Here is a 17,992-nt window from a genome sequence, read left to right as displayed (position 1 = left end):
TCTCAGAATCTTCCTATTAATTATCATCGATATTCGAAATTCCGTGAAGTGGGGTTATGACGAAAACCATCATATTTTGTTTTATTTTAGCATTAATTTATGTGGAAGCCGCCCGTTTACCCATCGCGAGCTTCTTCTGGACGAGCATCGCGTGAAGCTGCTCCGTCGCCAATCCGTGCAAGACGAGCCGATAACCGGCTTGCAACGTATGCATGGGGACCATCGGATGTTTGTTGTTAACGAGAGCGAGCCGTTGAGGTTCGTTCACGATCGTCGATGCATAGATGCCGATGATCTCGTCCAGCTGCAGCGAATTCGACGCCCGCCAGAAATCGTTGTCCGTCAAGAAGAGCTGATACACCGGCGTGAAGCATTCGATCGCCGTCAAGAGGTCGATCTTGTTCGTCCAGCGATTCGGCATCGCCTCGATCGGTTGCGGCCCGACCGTGATCGCGTCCATATTCGGTTCGTCCCGATAAGCGATGTTCAGCCCTTTCGCTTGCAGCTCCTTATTCAAGTTAATGATGAAGTTGTAGATATTTATATCGTGAATCAGGAACAAATCGTCCTTCACCGCTTCGAGTTTGTACGGCCGGAGCGGATTCAGCTTCACGTCGACGCCGGGGACGTTGTCGCGGATGAATTGGAGAATCTCGGAGCCGAGAGTGAAGTGCCGAAGAATCATCGTGTTCGCTTCGGGCGTCACGAACGTTCTCAGAGAACGGTAGAGTATGCGATGCAACGCCCTCGACGAAGCGAACGCGTTCGGAAGCACGGTGCGCAGCAGCTTGATCAGGATGATCGACAATCGCGCGAACGGCCTTAACAACGGCAGCAGGAACTGTCTGGACTTCGTCGAAGAATCCTTCAGGAACGCGGCCTTGGCGGATTCGTCGAACGGGATGCTCCGATCTAGGAAGACGGCCAAGAACGGATTCGGATCGTTCGGATCGTGCTTCATGCCGTAAAAGTATTCGGGCGTGATCATCCGTTCGTTCGGCCTCCTTTGCGGCGTTGCGCGGGTTCACGCATGGTTTAATTCCTCCAATTGAAGCACGTACAGCCGAGCGGTCACTTTCGCCGCTTTCACGATGTCGCGGGCGACTTCCTCCATTAGCATCTCCGAGCGGATCCCTTTTTCGAGCCTCTCGAAATGGTTCACGTCGCTTTCGCTATGGTAGAGCAAGAACGATACTTGCTCGTCGGGGAGCCTCAATTGATCGCGGATCATTTCTCCCCAATGCCGTGCCATCCGGCAGCCGAGCCCCTCGATAATCCACATCGCCCCGAGCAAGTCGAACGGATTGTCCCGGCTTGCCCGTTGGAACATATACGCGGATAAAGCCTCGCTGCCGATATTTTTGGAACCGGCATGTATTTCTTCCTTCGTTCCGCCGATCGCGAAGTAATCCCTCTCCAGAATTTCGTAATCCCGATGTTCGTCGCTTGCGTGCGAGAGGAAAGCCGATCTCAAGTCGATCCGGTCGATCGAGATATTCGAAGCCGCCCGCGCGATCCACCGAGAACCGTCCACGACCTGCTGGCGCACGTTGTACAAAAGCGAGCGGTAATCGTCCAACGTGAACCGGCCGCGATTGAGCTTGTCGATGATCGGCACTTGATTTAAGCGTCTCTCGAAGTCGAGCCACACGGCCACGAGCTGGCGGACGAGAGACGCCTGCACCGAATGGGATTCGTCGAACGCCAACGCCGGCGCTTCGGGCTGTCTAATGACCGCTGGCTTTTGCGCTTTCTCTGACGCGCCTCCTCGTACGACCGTCAAATACATGAAAGTCGTCAAGAACCTTCCGCTTTCCGGCACCATGCAGAGGATTTTCTCATCTTCCCTCAGCTTCCCGCCGTTAAGCAGCTCTTCGAGCAAAATAAAGATCGAGGCCGAACCCGTGTTTCCTTTGTCGTACAGGTTCGTGAACCATTTCTCTTCAGGGATGGACGCACCCCCAAGCTCCAGCAACCGGAACACTTCCTCCCGGAAAAAATGCGACGAATAATGGCAAGCCATCCAATCGATGTCCGACGCCTTCACTTTGCCTTCGTCTACCAGCTTGAAGAAGTCGTTCACGCTGAGCTTCGGCATTTCCTTCACGAGCCGGATGTCCTGCTTCATGTTGATCGCCCCGTCGTCCGCGGCGTCTTGGAAGGTCGCGTAATCGAGCCACGTCTTCGCGATCGGCTCGCCTTCCTCCTTGTTCGCTCCGGCGTACATGCACGTATCGTACGCGTTCGCGTAGGATTTGATCTCGATCCACTCGATGCGAAGCGACAGGCCGTTCTGCGCGGGCTTATCTTGAAGGAGGAAAGCGCCGGCACCGTCCGATAACATGAATCGCAGAAAATCGGTATCGAAAGGCAGCGAGCCTCTTTCTTTCCATGCACGTTGGCTCTCAAAGCGGCTGCTCTTGAATATTCGGCTCGGGAACTCGCTCGCGCAGGCGATCGCGTTCCGCTTGCCCCCGGCCTTCACTTGCAGGAACGCCGTTTGAATCGCCGCAACGCCGCTGCCGCATACGCCGTGCAAGCTGGCGATCTCCATTCCCGGCAGCTTCGCTTCCGCCTGCACCATGCTGGAGAACCCGGGAATGATGACGTCTCCGTGCGTCGTCGCCGATGCCAAGTAGTCAATCTCGCTCTCGTTAACCGCGGAGTTCTTGATCGTTTCGCGAACGGCCAGCGCGGCCATCCGCGTATTGGAATACATCGTCCTCTGCTCTCGATCGATCGCGTAATGGCGGAACTTAATGCCGTTCTCTCTCAAGATTCTCGTCTTCGTCCGGGACGGCTTGCCGCCGACGTAACCCAAATATTCCTCCATCTCGTCGTTTCCGACCGGGTCGCCCGGCAGGAACGCTCCCGCCGCCGTGATATACACGGATTTGCCGTTCACTTCCGCCATATCGTCTCATCCCCTCGCGTTCTTCCTTGTCTATAGTGCAATCATAGAGCCGACCGGGAACGGGGAATAGTACCAACTATTTATAGTACCGGGGACGACGAATAACCCGCCGGCCGCAACAATGCGAGTACCGACGGGTCAAGTTAATGCCGAATATTCAGGTTACCAACGAAAACGGTTCGTCGTCCCTTGCAACCGCTCGGAGAGCTCGTTCATCGCGTTCGTCGAATACGCCATTTCCTCCATCGACGCGAATTGCTGTTCCGTGGCGGCGGATACTTCCTGCGTCCTGAGCGCGGTCGTTTGCGCCATCCCCAGAATCGAAGCGATCGCCTCCATGACCCGATCGGTCATCCGATCGATCTGTTCCGCCGCGGAAGAGATCCGAAGAAGCTGTTCGGACAATTCGTCGAACGAGTGACGAATGCCTTCGAAGGTCGTCTTGGCATTGCCGACCGCTTCGATGCCTCTTTCCGCTTCGCGATGGCATAGCTCCGCGGCGCCGGACGCTTCCCTTGCGTCGCCGACGATGCTCTCCGCGAACGTGCGGATGTCGGCCGCGGATTCGGTCGTCCTCTGCGACAACGAACGGACTTCGTCGGCGATGACGGCAAAGCCTTTGCCTTGAATGCCTGCTCTCGACGCCTCGATGGAAGCGTTCAAAGCCAAGATCTGCGTCTGCTTCGCCACGGCCGCAATGACGTCGACCATCTCTCCGATCCGCTCCGAGTGCCCTCCCGATCGGCGGACGGTCGACTGCAGCGACTTAATCGAGTTTCCGATGATTCTCATCTGCTCGATCGTCGCGTCCATTTCCCGCGAGCCTTCGATCGCCGTCAGTCGAAGAGCCTCCGCTTGATTAGACGCCTCTCGAGTATAACCGGTAATCCCCTCGACGCCTCCCGCGACCGTCCGCGCGGATTGTTCAGCCATTTGCACTTGATTCGTCTGCGAGGATACCGCGTCTTGCACTTCCTCCATCGCATACGCGATCTGCTGGCTGGCAAGCTTCGTTTCCTCCGCGTGCGTCCGCCATTGCCGAACCGACATCCCGATGTCGGCGGACGTGCCGGCGATCTGCGCGATCAGCTCCCGCAAGTTATCCGACATCGTCCGAAAATGGACGGATAACCTGCCGATCTCGTCTTCGGAACGGTGCACCGCTCCCTCCGTCGTCAAGTTCCCCGCCGCGATCTGCTCCGTGATTCGCGCCATGGCGGCGATCGGCCTCGATAATCTTCGCGCATACGCATAACTGCCGATGATCGCCGCGAGTAGGACGAACGCGCCGGAGATACCGATCGACAGCAATGTTCGATCGACCTGTTCTTCCGTCTTCTTCTCTCGAGCCGACATCGTCGCTTGCTGCCGGCTAACGATCTCGTTCGTCTTCGCGATGATTTGATTGGAGATCGGGGCGATTTCCATTTTCATCATGACGGTCGCTTTGCTTAAGTTCGTTTCCATGGCCTTAATCGTCTCTAAAGCCTTTTCTTTGAATCTCTTATTCAGCTCCGAAATTTGCGGCAACAACGCTTGATCGGTTGCATCCGCCGTTAGTTCTCCCGCTTCGATTAACAATCGTTCGATAGACGCATTGGCATCGTTCAGCCTCTTCGACGACACGATATCCCCGATTGCGCCTCCCCTGACGGAATTCATGTAGGCGACAAGAGCGTTATTCTGGACTTCTACGTCGTACTGGATTTCCTTGGCTTTCGCCAAGCTTGCCGCCTGTTCGTGCAAGAGCGACGAATAAGTCGTTTGCGTCGTCCACGCGCTCCTGAACGACGCCGCGCATAATGCCGCCCAGACGATCGACAACAGCGCGAACGCGGTAACCAGCTTGCCCGCTACGCTCCGAAACTTCAACCGCATCTCCCTGCACCCTCTCGTTCGCGAATCGCGTTTCTCTCAGAATATGGGCAGAATCGACCCATCCATAGGAGACAGCATTCGGAAACGGGGGACAAAACGCGGGGTTTGCAACTCTATCGAATCGCCAGCGCGCTGCCTTGCACGGCTTCCAGCCAAGCGTCCGCGATGATGCGATGGCCGGCCGCCGTCGGATGGACGCCGTCCCATAGCCAATAGGCGGCATTCACGCTTCGGCAGGCATCGTCGAACGGCTGCTGCAGCGGAACGAATACGGCGCCGTACTCCTCCGCCAGTTGCCGGGCGATCCGCTGATATTCCGCGACCTGGGCCATCCAGCGAGGCCAATCCTCGGCTGGCGCGCCGACGTTCAGGACGAACGGCTCCATCAGCACGAGACCGGCGTTCGGAAGAACTTCTTTCGTCTCTGTCAGCAAGTGGCGGTAAGCTCTTTCGAATCGGTCTGTCGCCCCCTCGGGCAAGCGGTTCATGATGCGCCACGCGTCGTTGACGCCGATCAAGATGCTGATCAGATCGGGCTTCAACGCGATCGCGTCTTCGTTCCAACGGGCGTACAGATCGGATACCCGGTTGCCGCTAATGCCTCTGTTGATGAATTTCGGCTCGCTTGCGGCGAGTTTGCTCCCCAATTCCGCGGCGATCAAGTACGGGTAGCCATGGCCCAGAATATGATTCGGATCGTCGCTGCGCCCGCGGGCGCCGTCCGTGATCGAGTCGCCTTGGAAAAGGATCGTACGCTTATTCGATGCCATCCTTATCGTTCCTCCAGATTCAATTTAGCTCTATTTTACGCGCAATATCGGTAATTTAATAGCCGAAGGTTTGCGCATTTATACCCGATCTTGATATGATCAACGAAAGAGAAACGCCACACAGACGAAGGAGAGAGCCCGGATGAGTCCCTTTCGCAAGCCGTTTTTCCTGGATCCGCTTTTTCCGTTCGACATCGTCCATAGAGGGCTCAAAACCTTGAACAGCGAGCTTCCCGATCATCTTCACGATCTGTTCGAATTGGTGTACGTGCACGAAGGCAACGGCACCTTCTTCATCGACAATTCCTTCTACGAGAAGCGCAAGGGAGATCTGTTTCTCATTCCCGGCAATACGATCCACCGGGCTTTCCCGGACGCCGAGTCGCCGATCGTCTCGACGGCCGTCTTCTTCGCCCCCGCGTTCGTTCAATCCGGCACCCTGGACGACGGCTACGCTCCGCTCCGCTGCTTCGACACCGCCCGCAAGAAGAAGCAATACCGAATCGAGCTTCCCGAAGCGCTCGAACGGAAGTGCCGGGAGACGCTCGACGAAATCGCGGACGAGCTGGCGAACAAGGACGCCGGTTACCGTCAAGCGGCGAGAATTCATCTGCAGCGTCTGCTGCTCGAAATAAATCGTCTCGGCATCGCGCGGGAGAACGACGGCGGGGATATCCGCGTCGGTCCGAAATGGCTGTTGGACGCGCTGATGTCGATCGACGAGGATCCCGCGCAATCGGGCGGTCTCGCGGGACTGGCCGCCACGGCCTGCGTCAGCCCCCACCATTTCTCCCGTACGTTCAAGCAGCTGACGGGAATGAACGTGACCGACTACGTCAACGCCAAACGTCTCGTCCGCGCCAAGGAGCTGCTCTTGACGACGGACGACAACGTCGAGTCGATCGCTTATTCCTGCGGCTTCCAAGGCATGCCTTACTTCTACCGGGCGTTCAAGAAGCTGACAGGCTTGTCGCCGAGAGCTTACCGGACTCAGGAGAGGACCTAAGCGCGATAGAAAGACGCCTGTCAAGGAGCCAGTCGCCGGGCTCCTCGTCATCTTACAGCTCCAACATCGCCTTGATCACTTTCGTCTCCGGATTCAGCCAGCTTTCGAATCGGCCGATCATTTCGTCGAACGAACACCGATGCGTCACGTATCGCCCGACGTCGATGCCCCCCGCCCCGATCGCTTCCAGCACGCGATCGAAATCTTCCTTCGTCGCGTTGCGACTGCCCATCAGCGTCAGCTCCCGCTTGTGGAACTCCGGATCGTTGAAGGCGATATCGGCCTTGACGAGACCGACGAACACGAGCGTTCCGCCGTGAGAAGCATAATGGAAAGAATCCGTCATCGAGCGGACGCTGCCCGTCGCGTCGAACACGACCGTCGGCATGTCTCCGCCGGTCAATGCCGCGATCCGCTCCCTCGGTTCGAGAAGCGCGTTCACCGTCGCGTCCGCTTTCGCCCAGCTTTCGCAGAACGCGAGCCGCTCGTCGTTCACGTCCATGGTAAAGACCTTGGCGCCCAGATGCTTCGCGAATGCCATGACGCCGAGTCCGATCGGTCCGCCGCCGATGACGAGCGCGGTGTCGCCGCGCTTCAATCCGGATCTGCGTACGGCGTGCGCGCCGATCGCGAACGGCTCGAGCACGGCCGTCTGGTCGAGCGTCAGCCCGTTCGTTCGGATCAGATGCGTAACGGGTACGGCGATTCGTTCCCTCATGCCGCCGTCGATATGAACGCCGAGCACCTTCATGTCGGTGCAGCAATTCGTTTTGCCGCCCCGGCAAGCGATGCAATGTCCGCAGTGCATGTACGGGATGACGCTAACTTGGTCGCCTTCGGCCAATCCGGCTTCGTTCGGACCGATCTCCGCGACGAAACCCGCGAGCTCGTGGCCAAGAACGCGCGGATACGAGAAAAACGGCTGGTTGCCCTTGAACGCGTGCAAATCCGTGCCGCAAATGCCGATCCTCTTGATGCTGACGATGGCATGTCCGGGCTCGAGCACGGGCTCCGGCAGATCGTCGACCCATTCGAAGCGATCGACTTCCGCGCATACGATGCCTCTCATTTCGCTTCCCCTCCCGTCTCATCGTTGTATTCCGGTCGCCCGCTCGTCCACGTCTCGTTAAGGACGGGCTTCATTATTTCGAGCACTTCCGCCAGCAATGCCTCGTCGATCGGCTCGTCCGTCCAGGCCGCGTTGTTCCGGATGTTGGCCGGATTAGCCGTGCTGACGAGCGTCGTCGGAATTCGCTCGTTCGACGTCGAGAACTGGACGGCGAGCTTCGCGATGTCCGCGCCCTTGCTCTCGCAATGCCTCGCCGCCTTCAGGCATATCGCCTTCAATTCCGCGCTCGCCGGATGCCAATCCGGCGTCCCCCGCGTGCTCAGCAGCCCCATCGATAACGGGGAAGCGTTCACGAGACCGGTTCCCTTCGATTCGAGTAGCGGCAACAGGTCCAACAGCGTCGTATCGTTCATCGAATAATGGCAATAAGAGATGATCGCGTCCGGATCGGCCTCGGGGACGAATTTCTCGAACAGCCGCTTCGGCAGTCCGCAGATGCCGTCGAACCGGATTTTGCCTGCTTGCTTCAGGGCGCGAAGGGCGGGAATCGCTTCTTCCATGACGACGTCGGCAGTGACGAATTCGATATCGTGCAAGTACAGAATGTCTACGTAATCGGTATGCAGCCGCTTCAAGCTCTCGTCGATGCTGGCGATAATCCGCTTGCCGGAGAAATCGAATAGATCGGCGCCGTAACGTCCCGCCTTCGTGGACAGCAGAAATTTATCCCGCGGAATGTCCTTGATTGCCTTGCCGAGCACCGTCTCCGCCTTCGTCAACCCGTAATAGGGAGAGACGTCGATGTAGTTGATGCCCGCGTCGATCGCTTCGTGAACGGCGCGAATGCCTTCGGCCTCGTTCGTGTCTCGGAACACGGAACCGAGTGAAGACGCGCCAAAACTCAATACGGAAACTTCCAGTCCGGTACGGCCCAATCGGCGGTATTTCATCCTACAGAATCACCCCGTCCTTGAAGATAGCGATCTCGCGAAATCCGTTGCGTTCGTTGTTCGTCCGTTCTTCGCCCGAGGCGATACGGATAATGCTCTCCCATAGCTCATCGGACAATTCGTCCATGCTTTTGTTCTCGAGCAGCGCTCCCGCGTTGAAATCGATCCAATTTTTCTTCCGTTCCGCCAGCTCGCCGTTCGTCGCGATCTTCACGGTCGGGACGGGACCGCCGAACGGCGTGCCTCTGCCCGTCGTGAACAAGACGATATGGGCGCCTCCCGCCGACAACGCCGTCACCGACACGAGATCGTTGCCCGGCGCTTCGAGCAGCGTGAGCCCCGGCGCCGTCGCCTGTTCGCCGTACGGCACGACGTCGGTCACGGTCGCCTGTCCGCCCTTCTGCGTGCAACCGAGCGACTTCTCTTCCAGCGTCGTGATGCCGCCGTCCTTGTTGCCCGGAGAAGGATTCTCGTAAATCTCTTGGCCGTGCCGGATAAAATACTGCTTGAAATCGTTGACGAGATCGACGATCCGTCCGAATACGTTCTCGTCCGAAGCGCGGTTCATCAGAATCGTCTCCGCGCCGAACATCTCCGGCACTTCGGTCAGAATCGCCGTGCCGCCCGCCGCGATGAGCCGGTCGGACACCCGGCCGACGAGCGGATTGGCCGTAATGCCGGACAAGCCGTCGGAGCCCCCGCATTTGAGCCCGAGCTTCAGCTTCGCTACCGGAACAGGCTCTCTCTTGAAGCGTTCGGCGTAAGCGACGAGTTCCCCGACGAGTTCGAGCCCTTCCTCCAGCTCGTCTTCCGCGTCCTGCGACTTCAAGAACTTGACCCGGTCCGGATCGTAGGCTCCGATCGCCTGCTTAAAGCTGTCGATCTGATTGTTCTCGCAGCCGAGGCCGACGACGAGCACGCCCGCCGCGTTCGGATGGCGCACGAGGGAGGCGAGCAGCTTCTGCGTGTGGCGCAGATCGTCCCCGAGCTGGGAGCAGCCGAACGGATGCGCGAAGTGGTGAACGCCGTCCACTCGCCCGCCGTACATCGCGTCCGCCCGGCGCGCGATCGTCTCGCACGTCTTGTTGATGCAGCCGACCGTATTGATAATCCAGATTTCGTTGCGTATGCCGGCTTCCCCGTTATCCCGGACATAACCTTGGAACGTTCTGCCTTGTCCCTTCAAGTCGTTCGCCGGTTTGAATTCGGGAGCGTACGCATAGTCTACGAAACCGTGCAATCCCGTTCCGAGATTATGCGTATGCACCCACGTCCCGGGTTGAAGCGGCGCCTTCGCGCGGCCGATGGAATAGCCGAACTTCAAGACGTGCTCGCCGGCGACGACTTCGCGCGTCAACGCTTTGTGCCCTTTAGGCACGTCTTCCAGAAGCCGCAGCTCCGAACCGTCTTCCAGCGCGAGGTTTTCCCCGGCGTTTAAAGGCTGCAACGCGATGACGACGTGATCGTCCGCGTGAAGCCTGATCCATTTATTCATCGAAACCCGCCTCCATCTTTTCCAAGTCGCGTACGACCCATTCCGCTAGATTCTTCACGGAAGACAAGTCGATCCCCCATACGTCCGATAATCCGAGCAATCGTTCGACCGTTACCGCAATCGGCTGCTCGGCCGACCAGATCGCCGCGATGGCCGCGAGCGCTTCGCCGTCGTCCCTGATCTCGTATGCCGTCCCGTCCAGCGTCCAGCCGACGTACGCGCCGTCCTTCTTCTCCGCTTGGCAATACCGCAGCAGCGCGGAGAACGCCAGCACGATATTCGCGGGCAACGATTCGCCCCGGTCCGCATAGTGAAGCAAAGTCGGCAACAGGCGGACCTTGAACTTGCTCAGACCGTTCATCGCGATGTCGGCGAGCCGGTGATCGATGAACGGGTTGAGGAACCGTTCGTAGACGGTGGCGGCGTAGGCCGTCAGCTCGTCTTGCGGCAACGGTATCGCCGGAACGATCTCCCGTTCGACCGCTTCCTTCACGAAAGCGCCGAACCGGGGATGCTGCATGACGTCCCTGACGATGCTCACCCCGTGAAGCAGCGCGAGCGGCGTCATCAGCGTGTGGGCGCCGTTCAGGATGCGCACTTTGCGAAGCTGATACGGCTTCAGGTCCGCCACCCAATGAACGTTCAGCCCCGCCGCGCGCAGCGGAAACTCATCGTCCAGCTCCGGCTCCGCCTCGATCGCCCAGAAATGGTAGGGCTCCGCCGTGTCGAGCATGGCGTCCTCGTACCCCCATTCCTCGAACCAAGACCGCGCTTGCTCTCCGGGATGCCCGGTGACGATGCGGTCGACCAAGGAATTGAGGAATCGGTTGCCCGTAAGCACCCATTCCCGGAACGATTCCGGATAGCCCCAGTCTTCCGCGTACCGCAGCACGCAGCGTTTCAATTCGTCGCCGTTGCGCTCGAGCAGCTCGCAGGGCAAGAAGATAAGCCCTTTCGCTTTCCCGCCTCCGAGCGCAACGAACCTGCGGTAGAGAAGATAGGCGATTTTGCCCGGGAACGATTGGATCGGCTTTCCTTCCTCGAGCGGTTCCGGCCGATAGGCGAGCCCCGCTTCCGTCGTGTTCGACACGACGAACCGAAGCGAAGGGCTTTCCGCCAGAGCGACGAACCGCTTCCAATCGCCATAAGGATCGAACGCCTCGGCGATCGACGTGACGATTTGCGCGCGTTCGATGCGTTCGCCGTTCTCGATGCCCCGCGTCACGAGCGTGTACAAGCCGTCTTGGGCGGCCAGCGCCTCGATCTTCGCCTTGCCCGAAGGGCGCGGCTGCGTGACGGCGATGCCGCCCGCGTACAAGCCTTGTTCGCGGCACTCGTGAATCATCCAGTCGAAGAAGCCCCGAAGGAAGTTGCCTTCTCCGATTTGCAGGACGGTCACGGGACTTTCATGCGCGCCATCGCGATTCGCATGATGATCCCTTTCGTTCAGTACGGCTCGATTCAGCGAGCTTATAGATGAAGTCATAGGCGGTAAAACTCCTTTGCGTTAAGTCCGTAAAGTTTCTTTTTTTCCGTCTCGCCCCAAGAGTCGGGCAGCGCGCTTTCCAATACGCCGACGACTTCGTCGTACGTGGCCGCGAGCAGGCATACCGGCCAATCGCTCCCGTACATGACCCGGTCCGGACCGAAGCACTCCAGTACGTGGCGGACGTACGGCGCGAACTGCTCCGGCCGCCATGCCTCGCGGTCCGCTTCCGTCGTCATGCCGGACAGCTTGCAGTATAGATTCGGGAAGGAGGCAAGCCGTTCGATCTGGCCGCGCCACGGCTCCTCGACGCCTTCCTTGATCCGGGGCTTGGCGATATGATCGATGACGCCGCGCAACCCCGGCACTTGCCGGACGAGCTCGATGACGGGTTCCAACTGGCCGGCGGTTACGAGCAGATCAACGGGTACGCCGCGCGACGCGTAGGCTCTCAGCCCTTCGACGAACGCCGGCTCGAGAACGGCGCCGGCGTCGGGCATCTCCTGGATCATGATCCGGAACCCGACGTATTTCGGATGGGAGGCGAAGCTCTCGTAATATTCCATGTGGCGAGGATCCTGCAAGTCCAACCAACCGACGACGCCAAGGACGGAATCATCGCTTTCGGCCAACGATAGCAAATACGCCGTCTCTTCCAAAGTCGGGGCCGCTTGCACGGCGATCGAGCCGTCGAGCCGGTGCTTCTCCAGATGCGGACGCAAATCCCCGGGTAAATAATCGCGATGCAAGACCGGAAGCTCCGGCGTTATCCAGCCGTAATCTCCCCGCTCGATTTTCCAGAAGTGCTGATGCGCATCGATCCTCGACAATTCGATTCCTTCTTCCCTCGCGAATTGTAAACGCTGTATAACATAAAGATACCATCATCTTTGATACATAAAAGAACCCATCAGGGCAAATCTATACCTTATTTTGATATGAGACACGAAATGAGACAAGAAAAGGCCGCAACCCTCGACTCGATCAAGGGCGCGACCTATTCGTTGCTTCTATGGGAGATTCTCCGCGGAACATTGAAGCGCGTATCGTTAATCTTCGCATCTGCGCTCGCGTAATAAGATAAATTGCTTCGCCAGGAAATCCGGCGTATACGGCATGTCGTTCCGAAGCCAGGATACGATCGTACCGATCAACGCGGATGAACCGTACCAGATGGCGATGTCCAATTGAATGCCCCTCCGATTAAGGGATTTGCCCCCCAGTTGCTCCACCCTCTCCGTAATCCTTTCCGTCAGCAGCTTTAACAGCCGTTCCGTGAAAATCGAAGTGCGTTTCGTCGCGAGCACGACTTTATAAAATTTCGATTGTTCGGCGATATGCTCGAGCAACTTCACCATTTTCTTCATTTGCCAGTCTAAGTCTTCCGCGGAATTGCGATGGTCGGACATGTCCTCCTCCAAGATGGACTTCACGTCCTCGACCATATCGTCGGCCATTTTCTCCAGCATGTCCGGAATGTCGCGGTAATGCAGATAGAAGGTCACGCGGTTGATGGTGGCGCGCTCCGCGATGCGATTGACCGAGATTTTCTCGATATCCATTTCCTCGAGCAGCTCGACGAAGGCGTCTTTCAACAACCGGCGCGTGCGAAGGATGCGGGGATCCGTGCGGGTCGTTACATGATCCAACCTGTCTTCCCCCTTGGTTCGAATAGAGTGAGCTGCGAAGCGCGGCTTTATTCGCCATTATAATTTACAATATGTTAATTATATTGCAAGTTGTAAAATTAGTCTACCCAGACGAATAGCCGGTTATCTCTTGATCGGTAACGAAAAGACGCCAGTCTTAGCCGACTAGCGTCCTTCATTGGATCATGCCGTCGTTGCCGATTCGAATTGACTGTAGTACAACTCCGAGTAGTATCCTTTCCGCTGTATCAATTCCTCGTGCGTCCCTTGTTCGATCACGTTTGCGCCATGACGAGAATCAGGTCGGCATCCCGAAACTTCTGGCACGCTGCAATTAGCGTTAATCACAATTTTGAGAGACGGTTGGGACTTTGGCCCGCAGACTTTGACGAAGACGTGGAATTATTCTGCAATCAACGTTACGGCAATTGGCCTATGAAGATCGAACAAGCAACGATGAACCCGCTCCTAACATTCTCGACGCATCGGGAATTTGATAGGCGATATTTTCACGAATCAATCCGCTGAAGAGCCCCGCTTCCTGTTGTACGACTCCGATTTGCTTACGGAGCGAAGCGGCCTGCACTTGCTTCAGATCATGCCCGTCGATGCGCCGCTTTCCACTCCTGCTCATCGACCGATAGATTGTGCCGTTCCGCGAATTCCAGCGTAACGGCACTTCGAATGCTATCCTCGACCGCAGTAAATCCGTCTTCCATGCATGCAAGCTTGAGGACGTCGCGCAGTCGCCATTCCGTACCGTTCACGCTAAACGCTACAAGTTCCATCGCATCCATAATGTTGCCACCTCATTTCGTTGAAATAGAAACAACCTAACTTTCATTAGGTTCAGACTGTTGAGAAAGTCCTTAACTACGGTCTCACTATCGCATTTTTTCTGATCCGCCGTTTATACTTAGCCGTTTCGCCCCTACAGCCAAACAACCTGCAAATATGCAGGTTGTTTGGCTCGTTTATTCAATGTTCGTAGACAACCTGCAAATATGCAGGTTGTTTTCTGCTTTTCGCGAGAAACGCCCCATTTCGACTCAACAAACTGTATTTTTGCAGGTTGTAGAGCCGTTTTTGCGAGATTGCCCCGAACAAACTGCATTTTAGCAGGTTGTCGGGAGGAGGCGTTTAAGCGAGCGGCAGAATTCAGGTACGCAACATGTCCGATGGAGCGAGGCCTTGATACTCAATAATGCCGGCCCTGATCGCAAGCGGCAAAGCCTTGGTCAATACCATGACAAAAAACAGGTTGGCTATAGCTCTTAAGCTAAAGCAACCTGTTTATTGTTATTCTTTATTATCCTGCATTCTTGGCTATCCCTCTGAAGCCAGCGTTTGCCATATCACTGTGGCTTTGTCAGTATGCGTTGGGATCGAATCAACACCGCCGCTTTTTACAGCTACGACGGTGAAATGAACCACGTCCCCGTTAGCTATATCTGGCAAACCTAAAGAATGTAATTCGATAGTGATTACATTTCCCTCACTTGCCCTACTGACTTCTTGGAAATTAGAAGCTATGCCAGAGCCAATGGCCACATACACCTTATAGTACGCGACTCCCTGAGCTACTCTATCTAGATCCGTAAATGTCAGGGATGCTTGAGTTGAGCCGCTCTGTTCAACAGTTAATGTGTTCACCCCGTTTGGATGCCCGAACATATTCCACGTCACGCTTGCCATGTCATAATCCGTTGGCACAGAGGCGTTACCCGCAGTATCGTAGGCGACGACCGTGAAATAAACATCCTGTCCATCGGATGGAGCGATAGTTCCGCTTGTTAATGCGTCCAAGTCGAGGTATACCGCGCCTGTTACGCTCACTTGCTGATAAGGATCCGAAGTCGTGGCATTCCTGCCTATCGCGGCGAACACGCGGTAGTGATGAACGCCTTGCGCTGCCGCATCCTCGTCGTTAATCGTTACGGTCCCTTCGGTCGTGCTGTCTATCTTCTGAACCACCGTCGTTTGCGCGCTCATTCCGTTTGGCGGCGTCGTATCCGACGGCGGTGTCACGATGACTGGCGGTGCCGTGACCGGTGCGGTCAATTGACCGTTTATCGCCGCAACTCTGAACAAGTCATTACCATTCACGAACAGACTATTGGGATTAACGCCTGTCGGAACGATGAGATTGCTGATTTTTAAAGAATCTGCCAATTTAACGAGGGGAGAGCCCGTTGATTCGAGCGTTCCGATCGTTCCCTGCAAGTTCAGAACAGTTTTAGCGCCGTCTTTTCCTTTTACGGTAACATGATTGATGTTGGCAGATCCGGTGAAGGTCGCGTCCGTGGTCGAATCCGAATCACCTATGATCAGCTTGTCAATCGGGCCAATTCCAAGATATTGCAAGTTAGCCCCGGAGTGGACGATAGCCGTCCCGATTGAACCGGTCGAGCTGGTGTCGACTTGCGATTCCGTGAACGTTTCGACGTTACACCTCACGTTGCCGCAATTGAGCTTCGTAACATCAATGTCTTTGTTTGCCTTGGGTTTAGACCCTGGCGGCGTTGGCGTGTTAAACGGCGCCGGGAGGGCGAACGGGAAGCCGGGGCTTTTAGGCACTGTGATAGGCGGTAGTGTGAAGCTCGGCGTAAAGCCAAATTGGCCTGCCGAGAAATTTTGACTGCCCCCTGGATTCGATAAATTGATTAAGCCATCAATCACTTGAACGTAAAGACCAGGCAAAAGGCTTGGGCTGTTTGCTGTCCCCGGCGCTTTGATTGCTGCTTCGGCGGCTGCTTTGGCTGCGCCATCTGCGGCTGCTTTGGCTGCAGCATCTGCGGCCGCTTTAGCTGCGGCATCGGCGGCCGCTTTCGCTGCGGCATCTGCGGCTGCTTTGGCTGCGGCATCGGCCGCTGCTTTGGCTGCGGCATCTGCGGCCGCTTTGGCTGCGGCATCGGCCGCAGCTTTGGCTGCAGCATCTGCGGCTGCTTTGGCTGCAGGATCTGCGGCTGCTTTGGCTGCGGCATCTGCGGCTGCTTTGGCTGCGGCATCGGCCGCTGCTTTGGCTGCAGCGGCATCCGCGGCTGCTTTGGCTGCGGCATCGGCCGCTGCTTTGGCTGCGGCATTGGCGGCTGCTTTCGCTGCGGCATCTGCGGCCGCTTTGGCTGCGGCATCTGCGGCTGCTTTGGCTGCGGCATCTGCGGCTGCTTTGGCTATAAGTGCTTTATTGCTGCTAGGTCCCTTTGGAGTGCTTTGAAGTCCGGGCGTCTTTACGACACTGCAGTCATTCATACAAAACAATGCTCCAAGATTCGCCGAAATATGAACTTCATTCTTGGGATTGCGGCTGGATTTGGATAAGGTGTCAGGAACGAGATTGACCTGTTTTACATTGGCGCTATTTGCTAGAACCAACTTGCCCAGATCGCTCTGCTGGAACTCTAGATTCGCGATCTGCGACTTCGGCGTGCCGGTATCTTCGAGGTAAACCGCCTGCCCTAAGACGAGTACATCGTAACCGAAAAAATTCGTTTTGATAGCCGAAGTCAGAAGCAAATCGCCCTTCACTTCCACATTCGCCAACGAGAGCTGATCCGCGTTCACGATCAGAACGCCGTTAATCGTATTTCCTTGCGCATTAAAGACGAGAGATTCATGCTGCCCGGCCAATGCGTCTTTATATCCAATATGCAAGTTTTCGACCGAAACGATCGTATCCCCGTGGCGGGTAAACTGAATCGCCGCATTGCGCAATGCCGTCAAGTTCGACCGTTGAAAAATACCTTTTACCGAATCGCCCGCGCGATAGGCATGGCCGTCGATGATAATCGTGCCGTCTTCTTTAATGTCCTGAATAAGATATGATTTATAAAAAGAGCGGTAAAGCAAGTTGAACGTTTCTGCTCGCGCGATGACGTCTCCCGGAGCGAATCGATCCTTTGTTTTTCCGGAAAGGATGCCCATGCTCGTCAGTTCGCCGACTGCACCGGAATACCAGCTTGTTGTCGGAACATCGCGAAAGGGGCTGCCGGTTTGCGGTTTCAGCGTCAGCTTAAGGGCTGCAGCGATCCAGCTTGCCGCTTCGGCCCTTGTAACCGGCTGGTTCGGACGGAACGTGCCATCCTGGTAACCATTAGCCAGCCCCGCTTCCTTGAGAGCGGCAAAGTATCCGGCCAGCTCGTTTCCCGACACATCCGTAAACACTCCGGATGTCGCGGAAGGAGCCAACCCGAGCGAGTACGCGAGTAAATAAGCAAAATCGCCGCGCGTCGTAACGAACCGGGGCTGAAACGTATCTCCTTCATTCGGGGCCAGAATGCCCCGCGCTATCCAATCGTTTACCGCCTCTGCGTACCACGCGTGATCCGGCACATCCGAGTAGCGCTGCATGCTAATCGTGCCAGGAGCCGGGTTCGACACAGTTGAATCCGCTTCGTTTACCTGAGCTTGTTGTAATTCTGCTGCTTTACTTACCGGAGCATGGAAGGCGAGCAAGAGCACAACTGCTGCCAGTATCCCGGAAAGCCATTTCGTATGGAGTGATGGGCGCGACATAAAGAATCTCCTTTCAATTTCGAGACAGATTATTACCGAACTTTTACATTTCAAATCTAGTGTACGTCATTCCAAGTCAAAACACATTCATTTCTTGGTTACTATAAATATAAGTGTAGTTCAACCCAATAAAAGAATAATGAAAGATTCTACGGATAAATAGAAAGAAACCGCGCAGCATAAGCCTTCGCGGTTTGTGGTAAATTTTTTTCGCAAGAAAAGGAGCCCTGCCGCAGCGCACGGGCGCAAGGCAGGACTCCCCT

13 protein-coding genes are annotated in these 17,992 nt (G+C 56.4%); 1 reads left to right on the top strand and 12 read right to left on the bottom strand.

The window, feature by feature from the left end:
• Positions 1-97 precede the first annotated feature (97 nt).
• The 4 genes from ACFPPD_RS17530 to ACFPPD_RS17515 form a co-directional block, all read right to left on the bottom strand.
• On the bottom strand, positions 98-988 hold the full coding sequence (locus ACFPPD_RS17530) for a DUF6999 family protein (protein WP_209749726.1): 891 nt from the start codon (positions 986-988) through the stop codon (positions 98-100).
• A 36-nt stretch (positions 989-1,024) separates the two neighbouring features.
• Positions 1,025-2,914 (bottom strand): 3-oxoacyl-[acyl-carrier-protein] synthase III C-terminal domain-containing protein, encoded by a 1,890-nt coding sequence (locus tag ACFPPD_RS17525; protein WP_209749727.1) that lies wholly within the window; start codon positions 2,912-2,914, stop codon positions 1,025-1,027.
• A 162-nt stretch (positions 2,915-3,076) separates the two neighbouring features.
• Positions 3,077-4,792, bottom strand: coding sequence for a methyl-accepting chemotaxis protein (locus ACFPPD_RS17520; protein ID WP_209749728.1), 1,716 nt, complete (start codon positions 4,790-4,792; stop codon positions 3,077-3,079).
• 113 nt (positions 4,793-4,905) lie between these two features.
• Complete coding sequence (locus ACFPPD_RS17515) at positions 4,906-5,562, bottom strand: SGNH/GDSL hydrolase family protein (protein ID WP_209749729.1); 657 nt, start codon at positions 5,560-5,562, stop codon at positions 4,906-4,908.
• 142 nt (positions 5,563-5,704) lie between these two features.
• On the opposite strand from ACFPPD_RS17515, the gene ACFPPD_RS17510 reads away from it, so the two are divergent.
• Positions 5,705-6,568, top strand: a complete 864-nt coding sequence (locus ACFPPD_RS17510; protein ID WP_209749730.1) for an AraC family transcriptional regulator — start codon at positions 5,705-5,707, stop codon at positions 6,566-6,568.
• 52 nt (positions 6,569-6,620) lie between these two features.
• Here ACFPPD_RS17510 and ACFPPD_RS17505 read toward each other — a convergent pair whose 3' ends face one another.
• From ACFPPD_RS17505 to ACFPPD_RS17470, 8 genes are all read right to left on the bottom strand, one after another.
• Positions 6,621-7,637 carry a zinc-binding alcohol dehydrogenase family protein gene (locus ACFPPD_RS17505; protein ID WP_209749731.1) on the bottom strand — a complete coding sequence of 339 codons (1,017 nt, stop codon included), beginning with the start codon at positions 7,635-7,637 and terminating at the stop codon, positions 6,621-6,623.
• Positions 7,634-8,587 carry an aldo/keto reductase gene (locus tag ACFPPD_RS17500; RefSeq protein WP_209749732.1) on the bottom strand — a complete coding sequence of 318 codons (954 nt, stop codon included), beginning with the start codon at positions 8,585-8,587 and terminating at the stop codon, positions 7,634-7,636. The genes ACFPPD_RS17505 and ACFPPD_RS17500 overlap by 4 nt, the downstream gene beginning before the upstream one ends.
• A 1-nt stretch (position 8,588) precedes the next feature.
• Positions 8,589-10,082: a UxaA family hydrolase gene (locus ACFPPD_RS17495; protein ID WP_209749733.1), complete on the bottom strand. Its 1,494-nt coding sequence runs from the start codon at positions 10,080-10,082 to the stop codon at positions 8,589-8,591.
• Positions 10,075-11,568 (bottom strand): tagaturonate reductase, encoded by a 1,494-nt coding sequence (locus tag ACFPPD_RS17490; protein WP_209749734.1) that lies wholly within the window; start codon positions 11,566-11,568, stop codon positions 10,075-10,077. Before ACFPPD_RS17490 ends, ACFPPD_RS17495 begins: the two co-directional genes overlap by 8 nt.
• Entirely contained in the window at positions 11,565-12,404 is an 840-nt protein-coding gene (locus ACFPPD_RS17485) for an amidohydrolase family protein (RefSeq protein WP_378082728.1), read from the bottom strand. The genes ACFPPD_RS17490 and ACFPPD_RS17485 overlap by 4 nt, the downstream gene beginning before the upstream one ends.
• Before the next feature lie 213 nt (positions 12,405-12,617).
• Positions 12,618-13,217, bottom strand: a complete 600-nt coding sequence (locus tag ACFPPD_RS17480; protein WP_209749735.1) for a TetR/AcrR family transcriptional regulator — start codon at positions 13,215-13,217, stop codon at positions 12,618-12,620.
• A gap of 596 nt (positions 13,218-13,813) precedes the next feature.
• A complete protein-coding gene (locus ACFPPD_RS17475) occupies positions 13,814-14,014 on the bottom strand; it encodes a hypothetical protein (protein ID WP_209749736.1) in 201 nt (66 codons plus the stop codon).
• A 529-nt stretch (positions 14,015-14,543) separates the two neighbouring features.
• Positions 14,544-17,729 (bottom strand): S-layer homology domain-containing protein, encoded by a 3,186-nt coding sequence (locus ACFPPD_RS17470; RefSeq protein ID WP_209749737.1) that lies wholly within the window; start codon positions 17,727-17,729, stop codon positions 14,544-14,546.
• Positions 17,730-17,992: the final 263 nt, after the last annotated feature.

Source organism: Cohnella suwonensis, from assembly GCF_042655365.1.
GTDB classification, from domain to species: Bacteria; Bacillota; Bacilli; order Paenibacillales; family Paenibacillaceae; genus Cohnella; species Cohnella suwonensis.
Note: the sequence above shows the minus strand (reverse complement) of the source record. Positions and strands in the feature narration are given on the sequence as shown.